Annotated in this window: 8 protein-coding genes; 2 read left to right on the plus strand and 6 right to left on the minus strand. The window is 69.0% G+C overall.

What is annotated here, in order from left to right; all coding sequences use genetic code 11:
- Positions 1-36: 36 nt before the first annotated feature.
- The 3 genes from DK459_RS17135 to DK459_RS17145 all read right to left on the minus strand — a co-directional run bounded on the left by DK459_RS17135 (position 37) and on the right by DK459_RS17145 (position 3,001).
- Positions 37-1,068: a DctP family TRAP transporter solute-binding subunit gene (locus DK459_RS17135; RefSeq protein ID WP_054436715.1), complete on the minus strand. Its 1,032-nt coding sequence runs from the start codon at positions 1,066-1,068 to the stop codon at positions 37-39.
- An 86-nt stretch (positions 1,069-1,154) separates the two neighbouring features.
- On the minus strand, positions 1,155-2,453 hold the full coding sequence (locus DK459_RS17140; protein WP_006385115.1) for a TRAP transporter large permease: 1,299 nt from the start codon (positions 2,451-2,453) through the stop codon (positions 1,155-1,157).
- Positions 2,450-3,001 (minus strand): TRAP transporter small permease, encoded by a 552-nt coding sequence (locus tag DK459_RS17145; protein WP_006385116.1) that lies wholly within the window; start codon positions 2,999-3,001, stop codon positions 2,450-2,452. Before DK459_RS17145 ends, DK459_RS17140 begins: the two co-directional genes overlap by 4 nt.
- A 364-nt stretch (positions 3,002-3,365) precedes the next feature.
- Between DK459_RS17145 and purL the strand changes: the two genes are divergently transcribed.
- Positions 3,366-7,415, plus strand: coding sequence for a phosphoribosylformylglycinamidine synthase (gene purL, locus DK459_RS17150; RefSeq protein WP_110134990.1), 4,050 nt, complete (start codon positions 3,366-3,368; stop codon positions 7,413-7,415).
- A gap of 108 nt (positions 7,416-7,523) precedes the next feature.
- Here the strand turns inward: purL and DK459_RS17155 are convergent, their stop codons facing one another.
- From DK459_RS17155 to DK459_RS17165, 3 genes are all read right to left on the minus strand, one after another.
- Positions 7,524-9,914 (minus strand): TonB-dependent siderophore receptor, encoded by a 2,391-nt coding sequence (locus DK459_RS17155; RefSeq protein ID WP_054444110.1) that lies wholly within the window; start codon positions 9,912-9,914, stop codon positions 7,524-7,526.
- Positions 9,915-9,984: 70 nt separating this feature from the next.
- Positions 9,985-10,962 carry a FecR domain-containing protein gene (locus DK459_RS17160; protein ID WP_020928252.1) on the minus strand — a complete coding sequence of 326 codons (978 nt, stop codon included), beginning with the start codon at positions 10,960-10,962 and terminating at the stop codon, positions 9,985-9,987.
- Positions 10,959-11,465: a sigma-70 family RNA polymerase sigma factor gene (locus tag DK459_RS17165; protein WP_020928251.1), complete on the minus strand. Its 507-nt coding sequence runs from the start codon at positions 11,463-11,465 to the stop codon at positions 10,959-10,961. Before DK459_RS17165 ends, DK459_RS17160 begins: the two co-directional genes overlap by 4 nt.
- Before the next feature lie 189 nt (positions 11,466-11,654).
- On the opposite strand from DK459_RS17165, the gene DK459_RS17170 reads away from it, so the two are divergent.
- Positions 11,655-13,280 carry a methyl-accepting chemotaxis protein gene (locus tag DK459_RS17170; protein WP_110134938.1) on the plus strand — a complete coding sequence of 542 codons (1,626 nt, stop codon included), beginning with the start codon at positions 11,655-11,657 and terminating at the stop codon, positions 13,278-13,280.
- The last annotated feature ends 26 nt before the right edge of the window (positions 13,281-13,306 follow it).

Consider the following 13,306-nt stretch of genomic DNA (forward strand, 5'->3'; position numbering starts at 1 on the left):
TGCTTGTTCGGTTGGCGTGCCGTCGTTTCGGCGGAATTACTTCTTGCGCGCCGCGATGGACTTCTCGGCCAGGTTGACCAGGTCTTCGCCGATCTGCTTCTTCCACTTGTCGTAGACGGGCTGGGTGACCTTGGCGAAGGCGTCATGCTCGGCCTGGTTCAATGAAGTCACGGTGACGCCGTGGCCCTCGATCTCCTTGAGCAAGGACGGGTCTTCCGGCGTGACGCCCTTGCGCGCGATCACGATCTGCTGCTTGCCGGCGTCCAGCGCGGCCTGGCGCACGATGTCGCGGTCCTTTTCCGACCACGAATTCCACACCTCGCGGTTGACCACGAAGATCAGCGGATCGGCCACGTAGTTCCACAGCGTCAGGTACTTCTGGCCGACGGTGTAGAGCTTGGAGCCGGTGTAGATCGACAGCGGGTTCTCCTGGCCGTCGACCGCGCCGCTGGCCAGCGCCGGCTGGGCGTCGGCCCAGCTCATCTGGGTCGGGTTGGCGCCCAGCGCGGTGAACGTGTCGATGTACAGCGGCGAGCCGACCACGCGTAGCTTCATGCCCTTCATGTCCTCGGGCCGCTTGATCTCGCGCTTGGAGTTGCTGAGCTGGCGGTAGCCGTTTTCGCCCCAGGCCAGCGGCACCACGCCGGCCTTCTCGATCAGCTTGAACATCTCCTTGCCCACGTCGCCCTGCACCAGCGCGTCGATGGCCGCGTAGTCCGGCATCAGGAAGGGCAGGGAGAACAGGTTGAGCTGCTTGACCTGCGGCGACCAGTTGATGGTCGAACCCACCGCCATATCGATCACGCCCTGGCGGATGGCGGTGAATTCACGGGTCTGGTCGCCTTGCACCAGCGAGGTTCCGGGGTAGACCTTGATGTTGATGCGGCCCTGGGTGCGCTCGCGCACCAGGTTCGACCAGATCTCGGCGCCCTGGCCCCACGGGAAGGTGGTGCCGACGACGATGGAGAGCTTGTATTCGGGCTTGTAGTTCTGCGCCTGCGCGGCCGCGGGAATGGCGGCGACTGCGGCGGCGCACAGCGTGGCGCCGATCAGCTTGCGGAAATTCATGTTGCGTCTCCTCTCTTTGCGGGTCTGTCTGTTGTTGTCATGAATGCATTCCGGGCGGTGGCGTCCAGATCCCCCGTCCGGTTCCCTCAATAGCCCAGCTTGTGCGGCAGCCACAGCGCCAGCTGCGGGAACACCAGCACCGCCACCAGCACCAGGAACATCGCGCCCAGCAGCCACACCACCCAGCGCACGGTCGATTCCATCGGCACGCGCGCGATGCGGCACGACACCATCAGGTTGACCGCCAGCGGCGGGGTGAACTGGCCCAGCGCCACCTTCAGCGTCAGGATCACGCCGAACCACACCGGATCCCAGTTGTAGGCCTTGGCGATCGGCATCAGCAGCGGCACGAAGATCAGGAAGATGGAGATGCCGTCCAGGAACATGCCGACCGTCATCAGCAGCAGGATCAGCAGCGCCAGCACGCCCCATTCGCCCAGCCCGGAATTGACGATGGCGTGGGTGATCGGGTCGATCACGCTGAGCGTGGACAGGGCCCAGGCGAAGATGCCGGCCAGCGTCACCACCAGCATGATCACGGCCGACAGCTCGGCCGCCTCGCGCAGGATCACGTACAGGTCGCGCAGCTTGATCGTGCGGTGGATGCACATGCCCACGAACAGGCCGTAGAACACCGCCACCACGGCCGCCTCGGTGGGCGTGAACCAGCCCATGCGCATGCCGCCCAGGATCAGCACCGGCGCGGCCAGGCCCCACGAGGCCTCGCGCAGGCTGCGCCAGAACGGCGGACGCGGCAGGTGCGCTTCCAGCATGCCCATCTTGTGCTTGCGCGACAGCCACACGGCCGGCACGATCAGCGCCAGGCCGGCCAGGATGCCGGGCACCATGCCGGCGGCGAACAGCGCCGGCACCGAGGCCTCGGGCACCAGCACCGAATAGATGATGAAGGCCACCGAGGGCGGGATGAGGATGTCGGTGGCCGCGCCCGCCGCCACCACCGAGGCCGAAAACGCGCCCGGATAGCCGGCGCGCGACATGGCCGCGATCATCACGGCGCCCACCGCGGCGGCGCAGGCCGGGCCGGAGCCCGAGATGCCGCCCAGGAACATGGCCACGGCGATCGACACCAGTGGCAGCATGCCGGGGCCGCGGCCGACGATGGCGATGGCGAAATCCACCAGCCGCTTGGCCACGCCGGAGCGGTCGAAGATGGAGCCGACCAGCACGAACATCGGAATCGCCAGCAGCGGGTACTTGGCCAGCCCGGCGTAGAAATTCTGCGGCACGGTCAGCAGGCCATACCAGGGCGTGTCCAGGTTGGACAGCACGATGGCCACGGTGCCGCCGATGCCCAGCGCCACGCCGACCGGCACGCCGATCAGCATCAGCGCGATGAAGACGGCGAACAGGATGCCGGCGATCATGCCTGGCCCCCGTCGGCCTTGGGCAGCGGCGCCCGCCACAGCCGCCGCAGCGTGCCCAGCGTGCGCAGCGAGATGGCGGCGGCCATCACCGGCAGCCAGATCGAATACCACCAGGTCGGCACGCCGATGGCGGGCGAGGTTTCCTCATAGACGAATTCGTCGGACACCAGCTTGATCGACAGCACCGTCAGCAGCACGAAGAACGCCAGCACGCAGAAGTTGGCGATCAGCGCCATGATGCGCTGGCGCCGCGGCGAGCCGTTGTCGGCCAGGATCTCGATGCGGATGTGGTGGTTGCGCACGAAGGCCACGCTGCCGCCGGCCATGGTCAGCACGATCAGCAGGAACACCGAGATTTCCTCGGTCCAGGCGAACGACTGGTCGGTGAAGTAGCGCACCAGCACGTTCAGGAAGGTGATGATGGCCAGCGCCGCCAGCAGGATCACGGCCAGCCAGTCCTCGATGGCCAGCGGCACTTTCACGGCGGGGTCTGCTTCGGCGGGGATGATCGGTTCGACAGGCTCGGCGGGGGCTTCGGGGCGTGACATGTGAGGCAACGGCCAGCGCGGCGGGCGCTTTCTTGGTATGGGGTCGCTGCATCCTACCGTCGGGGCAAGGGCAGGGGTGTTCGTGTTTTCCCGCGCTGCGGTATGGCCGCAACATGGTGCGTCGCAATACCGCGGCCGCCCGCGCGGGGCGGGTGCACGCCATAACCCGCGATGCGGACAGGGATTTGGTGGGGATATTGCTGTGCAGCAGGCCGGCCGTTGCGTCGCGGAATTCTTTTGTAACAATGGCCAAAGCCGGACGAATTCGGGCCGGATCGGGACATGGCTGTCCTTCCGTCCGGGAAAACCCGCCAAGCGGGGTAAAATCCTTGTTTTGCTCCCTTCCTTATACGGCGCCCGCATCGTGTCCCTTGTTCAGCATCTGCCTGGTTCCTCCGTCCTGTCCTCCTTTCGTCGTGACCGCCTGCTGGCGCAATTGAAGGAAGCCGGCCTGCCCGTGGCCGACATTTCCGCCCGCTACGAGCACTTCGTCAGCACCGACGCCGCCCTGACGGCCGAACAGCAGCAGCAACTGACCCAACTGCTGGATTACGGCACGCCCGCCACCGGCGAGGGGCCGGCCAAGAGCCTGGCGCTGCTGGTGATCCCGCGCCTGGGCACGATCTCGCCGTGGGCCAGCAAGGCCACCGACATCGCCCACAACTGTGGCCTGTCGGCCGTGCACCGCATCGAGCGCGGCGTGCGCTACGTCATCACGCCCGAACGCGGCCTGCTGGGCAGCAAGTCGTTCGACGCCGACATGCTGGCGCGCGCGGCCGACTGCCTGCACGACCGCATGACCGAAACCGTGGTCGACGCCAGCTTCGACGGCCAGGCGCTGTTCCAGCCGCTGGCCGGCAAGCCGATGCGCACGGTCGACGTGCAGGCGCGCGGCGCCGCCGCGCTGGTCGAGGCCAACAGCGCGCTGGGCCTGGCCCTGTCCGACGACGAGATCGAATACCTGGCCCAGTCGTTCAGCGACCTGGGCCGCGATCCCACCGACGTCGAACTGATGATGTTCGCGCAGGCCAACAGCGAACACTGCCGCCACAAGATCTTCAACGCGCAGTGGGTGATCGACGGCCAGGAGCAGCCCAACACGCTGTTCGGCATGATCCGCGCCACCCACAAGGCGCAGCCGGAAGGCACCGTGGTCGCCTACTCGGACAACGCCGCCATCATGGCCGGCGGCCCGGCGCAGCGCTTCCAGGCCGGCGTGCCGGGCGTGACCGGCGAGGGCGTCGACGGCGCCAGGTACATCCGCCGCGACACCACCGTGCATACCCTGATGAAGGTCGAGACGCACAATCACCCAACCGCGATCGCGCCGTTCCCCGGCGCCTCGACCGGCGCCGGCGGCGAAATCCGCGACGAAGGCGCCACCGGCCGCGGCTCCAAGCCCAAGGCCGGCCTGACCGGCTTCACCGTCTCGCACCTGCGCTTCGACGACGCCACGCAGCCCTGGGAAGCCGACCACCACGGCCTGCCGGACCGCATCGCCTCGCCGCTGTCCATCATGATCGACGGCCCCATCGGCGGCGCCGCCTTCAACAACGAATTCGGCCGTCCCAACCTGCTGGGCTATTTCCGTTCGTTCGAGCAGACCGCCGGCGGCACGCGCTGGGGCTACCACAAGCCCATCATGATCGCGGGCGGCCTGGGCAGCATCGACGCCGGCCTGACCCACAAGAACGAGATCCCTCCCGGCGCGCTGCTGATCCAGCTGGGCGGCCCGGGTTTCCGCATCGGCATGGGCGGCGGCGCCGCCTCCAGCATCAGCATGGGCAGCAACTCGGCCGAGCTGGATTTCGATTCGGTCCAGCGCGGCAACCCCGAACTGGAGCGCCGCGCCCAGGAAGTGATCGACCGCTGCTGGCAGCAGGCCGAGAACAACCCCATCATCGCCATCCACGACGTCGGCGCGGGCGGCCTGTCCAACGCTTTCCCGGAACTGGTCAATGATGCCGGCCGCGGCGCCATCTTCGATCTGAAGCGCGTGCCGCTGGAAGAATCCGGCCTGTCGCCCGCCGAGATCTGGAGCAATGAATCGCAGGAACGCTACGTCCTGTCGATCCTGCCGCAGGACCTGGAGCGTTTCGACGCCATCGCCCGCCGCGAACGCTGCCCCTACGCGGTGGTCGGCGTGGCCACCGAAGAGCGCCAGCTGCGCGTGGTGGACGGCGAAGGCCTGCCGGGCCTGGACACGATCCGTCCGCAGGGCGAGGCCGAGGTGCGTCCGGTCGACGTGCCGATCGACGTCATCCTGGGCAAGCCGCCGCGTATGACGCGCGACGTGCGCCGCCTGCCGGGCGTGTCCGAGCCGCTCGACCTGGCCGGCATCGACCTGACCGAAGCGGCCTACCGCGTGCTGCGCCACCCCACGGTGGCCAACAAGTCGTTCCTCATCACCATCGGCGACCGCACCGTCGGCGGCCTCTCCAGCCGCGACCAGATGGTCGGCCCGTGGCAGGTGCCGGTGGCCGACTGCGCCGTCACCCTGGCTGACTACCAGGGCTTCCGCGGCGAAGCCATGGCCATGGGCGAACGCACCCCCATCGCCATGCTGAACGCGCCGGCCTCCGGCCGCATGGCCGTGGCCGAGGCCCTGACCAACCTGGCCGCCGCCGACGTGGCGCGCCTGGAAGACATCAAGCTGTCCGCCAACTGGATGGCCGCCTGCGGCGTCGACGGCCAGGACGCCGCGCTGTACGACACCGTGTCGGCCGTCAGCGAGCTGTGCCAGGCCGCCGGCCTGTCGATCCCGGTGGGCAAGGACTCGCTGTCCATGAAGACCTCCTGGGAGCAGGACGGCGAGCAGCGCCAGGTGGTGGCGCCGGTGTCGCTGATCGTCACGGCCTTCGCGCCGGTCGGCGACGTGCGCGCCAGCCTCACGCCGCAGCTGCGCACCGACGCCGGCGACAGCGTGCTGATCCTGATCGACCTGGGCCGCGGCCTGCACCGCATGGGCGGCTCGATCCTGGCGCAGACCTACAACCAGGTCGGCGAAACCGTGCCGGACATCGATTCGCCGGAAGCGCTGCGCGCCTTCTTCGTCACCATCCGCACCCTGGCCGAGGCCGGCACCATCCTGGCCTACCACGACCGTTCGGACGGCGGCCTGTTCGCCACGCTGGTGGAAATGGCCTTCGCCGGCCGCACCGGCATCTCGGTCAACCTCGACATGCTGACCTTCGACCCGCAATCGGCCGATTGGGGCGACTACAAGATCCGTCCGGAACAGGTGGCGGTGCAGCGCGACGAACTGACGCTCAAGGCGCTGTTCGCGGAAGAAGCCGGCGCCGTCATCCAGGTGCCGGCCGCCCAGCGCGACGCCGTCATGCAGGTGCTGCGCGGCGCCGGCCTGTCGGCCCACTCGCACGTCATCGGCGGCCTGAACGGCGGCGACGAGGTCGAGTTCTACCGCGACGGCAAGAAGGTCTGGGGCCAGCCGCGCGCCGACCTCGGCCGCGCCTGGAGCGAAGTCTCCTACCGCATCATGGCGCGCCGCGACAACCCCGCGTGCGCCCAGGCCGAGCTGGACGTCTGGAACGACACGCAGGATCCGGGCATGAGCCCCAACGTGGCCTTCGACCCGCAGGAAGACGTGGCCGCGCCGTTCATCAACAGCGGCAAGCGCCCGCGCGTGGCGATCCTGCGCGAGCAGGGCTGCAACAGCCAGGTGGAAATGGGCTGGGCCTTCGACACCGCGGGCTTTGACGCGGTCGACGTGCACATGACCGACCTGCTGTCGGGCCGCGTCGACCTGGCGCAGGTGCAGGGCCTGGTGGCCGTGGGCGGCTTCAGCTACGGCGACGTGCTGGGCGCCGGCGAGGGCTGGGCCCGCACCATCCGCTTCAACGGCAAGCTGTCGGATCAGTTCGCGGCGTACTTCGCCCGCCCCGACACCTTCGCGCTGGGCGTGTGCAACGGCTGCCAGATGATGGCCGCGCTGGCCCCGATGATCCCGGGCGCCGAGCACTGGCCGCGCTTCACCCGCAACCTGTCCGAAAAATACGAGGCGCGCCTGTCGATGGTCGAGCTGGCCAAGTCGCCGTCGATCTTCTTTGCCGGCATGGAAGGCGCGCGCATCCCGGTCGCGGTGGCGCACGGCGAAGGCTACGCCGACTTCTCGCAGCAGGGCGACGCCGGCCGCGTGCTGGCGGCGGCGCGCTACATCGACAACCGCGGCAACGCCACCGAGGCCTATCCGTTCAACCCGAACGGCAGCCCGGGCGGCCTGACGTCCGTCACCACCGCCGACGGCCGCTTCACCGTGATGATGCCGCACCCGGAACGCGTGACCCGCAACGTCATGATGTCGTGGGCGCCCGAGAAGTGGGGCAACGCCGACAGTGGCGGCCAGTTCAGCCCGTGGATGCGCATCTTCCGCAATGCGCGCGCCTGGCTGAAATAGAAGGGGCCTCCGCGCCGCGCGCTTCGCGCTAGCTGCCCCCCGAGGGGGCGGCCTGACGCAAAAAGCCCCACCGGAAAACCGGTGGGGCTTTTTTCATGCGCGCCGTTTTCAGAAACGGTACTTCACCCGCCCGATCACGCTGCGCCGGCTGCCCGGGTAGCAGTCGGTCAGGTCCGAGCACGTCGCCAGGTACTCCTTGTCGAACAGGTTGGTGGCGTTGACCGACAGCGTCAGGTGCTTGTCCACCGCGTACGACACGCCGGCGTCGATCAGGGTGTGGCTGTCGATCTTCAGCGTGTTGGCGTTGTCGCCATAGGTCGAGCCGACGTAGCGCGCGCCCACGCCCAGGCTCAGGCCGGCCAGCGCGGCGTTGCGCACGGTGTAGTTGAGCCAGCCCGAGGCGCTGTGCTCGGGCACCAGCGCCGGGCGCTTGCCCTGGGTGGCGTCGTTGGCGCGGCTGATGCGGGCGCGCACGTAGGTGTACGAGCCGGTGAAGTCCCAGCCGTCGCCCAGGCTGAACTTGCCTTCCAGTTCCACGCCGCGCGACTGCACTTCGCCCGAGGCCACCTGGAAGCCCGGGTTCTGCAGGTCATTGGTCAGCACGTTGCTCTTCTTGATGTCGAACACGGCCAGCGTGTACAGCGCGTTCGAGCCTGGTGGCTGGAACTTGATGCCGCCTTCCCACTGGCGGCCGCGCGACGGCGCGAAGGCGGCGCTGCCGTTGGCCGGCGCGGTCACGCCGGTGTTGGGCAGGAACGACTGCGCGTAGCTGACGTAGGGCGCGAGACCATTGGGCATGACGTAGTTCAGGCCGGCGCGGCCGCTGAAGCGCGAGCCGTCCTGGTCGGCGGTGTTGCCCAGCAGGCGGTTCTCGTTCTTCTGGCGGTACCAGTCGTAGCGGCCGCCCAGCGTCAGCACCCAGCGTTCGGCCAAGCGCACCTGGTCCTGCACGTACAAGCCGGTCTGGTGGGTGGTTTCCAGATAGTTGGCCATCGGCGTGGTGGGCGTGGGCACGTGCACGCCATACACCGGGTCGTAGGGATTCAGGCTGGGGGCGGGGCCGTAGGTGCGCGAGACGTCGGCGCTGCTGCGGTTGAAGTCCAGTCCCAGCAGCAGCGTGTGGGCCAGCGGGCCGGTGTTGAAATCCAGCTGCGCCTGGTTGTCCAGCGCCAGCGCGGTCATGCTTTCGTCGTAGCGGCGCGCGGTGCGGGTCAGGCCCGCCGGACCGATGCCCGACAGCAGGATGTTGTCCAGCAGCGCGTCGACCTGGCCGTAGCGCAGGTTCTGGCGAACCTGCAAGGTGTCGTTGAAGCGGTGCTCGAACAGGTAGCCGATGCTCTTCTGTTTCTGCGTGTAGCGGTTGAAGTCCGGATCGCCGTTGCGCAGGTCGGTCGGCTTGCCGTTGATGGTGACGGTGCCGATGGTGCCGCCGGAGCGGTCGTGCAGGTACTCGGTCTGCAGCGTGAAGCGGGTGGCGGCAGACGGCGCCCAGGTCAGCGACGGCGCCAGGAACAGGCGGTCGTCGGCAATGCGGTCGCCGTTGGGGTAGGTGAACTGGGTGTTGGCGTCGCGCGCCACGCCGATCACGCGGTACAGCAGCGTGCCGTCTTCGGTGGCCGGGCCGGTCAGGTCGACCGCGGCCTGCTTGCGCTGGAAGCTGCCGTACTCCAGTTCGGCCTCGTATTGCGGCGTGGCGGACGGCAGCTTGCTGACGCGGTTGATGACGCCGCCGGCATCGCCCTGGCCGTACAGCACCGACGACGGGCCGCGCAGCACCTCGATGCGTTCCAGTGCGTAGGGCTCGCTGCGGAACAGCGTGTAGCCCGACGTGATCTGGCGCAGGCCGTCCTTGTAGTCGCTGGTGGCCTGGGCATTGAAGCCGCGCAGCATGACCCAGTCAAAGCCCTTGGGATCGACGCCGTAGGTTTCCACCGCCACGCCGGGCACGTAGCGCAGCACCTCGGTCACGCTCTGCGCGTTCTGCGCCTCCATCTGCGCGCGCGTCACCACCGAGATCGACTGCGGCACCTCCAGGATCGGCGTGTCGGTCTTGGTGCCGGCGCGGCTGGCCTCGGCCACGTAGCTGTCGGGCGCCACGCCGCCGGCGCTGACCGTCACCGGTTCCAGCGTGGCGACGCCGCCGGCGCCGGCCGGCAGCCGGCGCAGCACGTAGCCGCCGCCTTGCGCTTGGGCCGCCAGGCCGCTGCCGGCCAGGATGGCGGCGAAGCCGTCGCGCAGCCCATAGGCGCCGCGCAGGCCGGCACTGCGCCGGCCTGCGGTCAGGGCGCCGTCGATGGCGATCATCACGCCGGCCTGCTGGGCGTAGGCGTTGAGCACTTGGTCGAGCGAACCGGCCGGAATGTCGTAGCGGACGGCGGCCGGGCCCGGGCGGGCCGGCGCGTCGGCGGCAAGGGCGGCGGGCGGCGCGGCCAGCGCCAGGGCTGCCAAGGCCAGCGCCAGGGTGCCGCGGGCGGCGTTCAGGGGAGTGCGGACAGACATGAAAAAGGATCCTCGTTGCGGGCGTGAATACTGCGGTTATGCAGGGTTCCCGAACGAGAACGGAAAAGTGCTACGGTTGGCCCGGATTTTTAGGTTCCACCACCACCCAGTAGCCGGTGTAGCGCGACACCCGCAACGGCAGCGCGGCCGCCAGCGATGCCAGGATGCGGTCGGTGTCGGCCAGCGGATAGACCCCCGAGACGATCAGGTCGGCCACGCGCGGGTCGCAGCGGATCACGCCGTGGCGGTAGCGCTCCACCTGGTCGAGGAAGTCGGCTAGCCGCAGGCGGTCGGCCACCAGTTGGCCCCGCAGCCAGGCGGGCGCGGCGGCGGAGGCGGCCGGCAGCAGCGCGGCCGTATCCGCGGTGAAGCCGGCGGCCTGGCCGGCCTGCAATCGCAGCGCGGCGCCTTGCCGCGGCTGGATCTCGACCGCGCCTTCGTACACGCCGACCCGCATGCGGTCGCGCTGGATCTCGACGCTGTAGCGCGTGCCCAGCGCCAGCACGCTGCCGTATTCCGTGGCGACCGAGAAGGGGCGGCCGGCGGCCAGCGCGCCGTGGCCGGTGGCCACGTACAGTTCGCCACGGCGCAGCACCAGGCGGCGCGCGCCGGCGCTGTATTGCACGTCGACGGCGCTGTCGCTGTTCAGGGTGAAGCGGGTGCCGTCTTCCAGCAGCACCTCGCGCCGTTCGCCGACGGCGGTGCGGTAATCGGCGGCATAGGCGGCCCAAGGCAGGCGGCCGGCCGCGAGGCCGGCGGCGCCGGCGCCCAACAGGCCAAAGCCCATCAGGCGCAGCGCCTTGCGGCGGCCGGCCTGGCGCCCGGACGACGCCAGCGCCCGGGCCGAGGCTTCGGGCGACACGCCCAGCAGGCGCGCGTCCAGCCGCTGCACCTGCTGCCAGGCGCGTTCGTGATCGGGATGGGCGTTGCGCCAGCGCTGCCAGGCGGCGCGCTCGTCGGCGGTGGCTTCGCCCGACCACATGACCACCAGCCACTCCAGGCCCTGGGCCAGGATCGGTTCGGGGATGCCCGCTGCGCCGGCGCTCATAGCGCCGCCAGGCAGGCCTGGGCGGCGCGCAGCATGTGCTTGCGCACCAGCGCCACCGAGACGCCCAGCTGCGCGGCGATCTCGGAATAGGTCAGGCCCTCGAAGCGGGACAGGATGAAGACCTGGCGCGCGCGGGCGGGCAGGGCGTCGAGCGCGGCGTCCACCGCCATCAACGTTTCCAGCGCCAGCGCGCGGGCCTCGGCAGACGGCATGTGCGGTTCGGGCAGTTGCGCCAGCGCTTCGAGATAGGCGGTTTCGAGGGTGCGGCGGCGGAACAGGTCGATCACCAGGCCCTTGGCGATCTGGGTCAGGAAGGCGCGCGCCTGGCCGGCCTCGGGCAGGCGGCCGGACACCATCAGGCGTTCGTAGGTGTCGTGCGACAGGTCGGCGGCGTCGTGCGCGCTGCCCAGCCGTCGCCGCAACCAGCCGGCCAGCCAGCCGTGGTGGTCGCGGTAAAGCGCGCTCAGGGAGGGGTGCGCCGTGGGCTGGTTGGCCGCCGTCACGATGGAAGTCCTTCTCTCGCGGGGTTCAAAGACTGGAAATGATAATCGTTGTTAATTCTGTTGGACAAGTCGGAAATTGCGCGTTGTCGATGTAACCCAATGAGATATTTAACTTTTCATTGCAATAAGCCGTAAACACTTCGACAGCCGCCCAAGGCTGCCCTCCGCAACCCCCGAGTGGCCCTCCCCATGTTCAAGAATCTGAGTATCCGCGCCGTCCTGACGACCGCGCTCTGTGTTTTTTTCGCCCTTTTCCTGGTCACCGGCATCGCCGTCTACCAGCAACTGACCTCCAACCGCACCTCGATCGAGGTGATGCTGGATACCAACCTGGTGCGCGCCAACGCCGTGGACGACGCCGGTTCCGAGCTGCTGCGCGCCCGCCTGGTGCTGCTGGCTGCCCAGACCACCTTGCTGGAAGGCAAGAGCATCGACAACCTGGCCAGCATGCAGCGCCTGGACGGCTACACCAAGAAGGCCGCCGACCTGATCCAGAGCGCGCGCCAGAATCCCGAGACCTCGCCCGTGGGCAAGCCCCTGTTCGATGATGCGCTGGCCGCCTATGACGTCTACCAGCGCGACGCCATCGTGCCGATGATCGCCGCCATCCGCGCCGGCAAGGCCCAGGATGCCAGCCGCCTGAACCTGGAGAAGGTGACGCCGCTGGGCATCACCTTCACCCAGGCGATCCAGAAGTACGTGGACTACGCCGACGAAGTCGGCCAACGCGTGGCGCGCGAGGCCAACACCCGCATCAATGGCGCCATCGCCTTCCTGATCGGCCTGCTGGTGGTGGTGGCCGTGCTGGTGGTGGGGCTGTACGCGGTCTTTGCCCGCTCGGTATTCCGGCCGTTGCATGACGCCGGCCGCCTGTTCGACCGCATCGCCGGCGGCGACCTGACCAACCGCATCGAGCAGCGCGGCAACAATGAAATCGGCGTGCTCTACGCCGCCGTCAAGCGCATGCAGGACAGCCTGGCGCGCACCGTGGCCGCCGTGCGCCAGGGCGTGGAAGAGATCCACACCGGCTCGCGCGAGATCGCGGCCGGCAACATCGACCTGTCCTCGCGCACCGAACAGCAGGCCGCCTCGCTGGAGGAAACCGCCGCCAGCATGGATGAACTGTCGTCCACCGTGAAGAACAACGCCGACAGCTCGCGCAGCGCCTCGCAATTGGCCGGCGCGGCTTCCGACGTGGCCACCCGCGGCGGCCAGGCGGTGGGTGACGTGGTGGGCACCATGCGCGCCATCGCCGACAGCTCCAACCGCATCGCCGACATCGTCGGCGTGATCGACGGCATCGCCTTCCAGACCAACATCCTGGCGCTCAACGCCGCGGTCGAGGCGGCCCGCGCCGGCGAGCAGGGCAAGGGTTTCGCGGTGGTGGCCAGCGAAGTGCGCGCGCTGGCGCAGCGCAGCGGCCAGGCCGCCAAGGAGATCAAGGGCCTGATCGACGATTCGGTGCAGAAGGTGTCCATCGGTTCCGACCAGGTCGAAGCGGCCGGGGCGACGATGCAGGAGATCGTGGTGTCGGTGCGCCGCGTGACCGACATCATCAACGAGATCTCCAGCGCCTCGGAAGAGCAGTCGCAGGGCATCCAGCAGGTCAACCAGGCGGTCTCGCAGATGGACAGCGTGACGCAGCAGAACGCCGCGCTGGTCGAGCAGGCGGCCGCGTCGGCGGCGTCGCTGGAGACCCAGGCGCAACGCCTGCGTGACGCGGTGGCGGTGTTCAAGCTGCAGACCGGCCGCGTGATCGACTCCGAGGCCGCTGCCCTGGGCCGCGCGGGCGAACCGGCATTGCTGGGCGCCTGACGCGGCATCTTCGAGGCGCCGGCGCG

Source organism: Achromobacter sp. RW408, from assembly GCF_003184165.1.
GTDB lineage: Bacteria > Pseudomonadota > Gammaproteobacteria > Burkholderiales > Burkholderiaceae_B > Achromobacter > Achromobacter xylosoxidans.

Bases quoted from the DNA above. Each gene is read 5' to 3' on its own strand.
- DK459_RS17160 (WP_020928252.1), bottom strand. From the start codon at position 10,962: ATGAGCGCCGGCGCAGCGGGCATCCCCGAACCGATCCTGGCCCAGGGC.
- DK459_RS17155 (WP_054444110.1), bottom strand. From the start codon at position 9,914: ATGTCTGTCCGCACTCCCCTGAACGCCGCCCGCGGCACCCTGGCGCTG.
- DK459_RS17140 (WP_006385115.1), bottom strand. From the start codon at position 2,453: ATGATCGCCGGCATCCTGTTCGCCGTCTTCATCGCGCTGATGCTGATC.
- DK459_RS17135 (WP_054436715.1), bottom strand. From the start codon at position 1,068: ATGAATTTCCGCAAGCTGATCGGCGCCACGCTGTGCGCCGCCGCAGTC.
- DK459_RS17145 (WP_006385116.1), bottom strand. From the start codon at position 3,001: ATGTCACGCCCCGAAGCCCCCGCCGAGCCTGTCGAACCGATCATCCCC.
- DK459_RS17170 (WP_110134938.1), top strand. From the start codon at position 11,655: ATGTTCAAGAATCTGAGTATCCGCGCCGTCCTGACGACCGCGCTCTGT.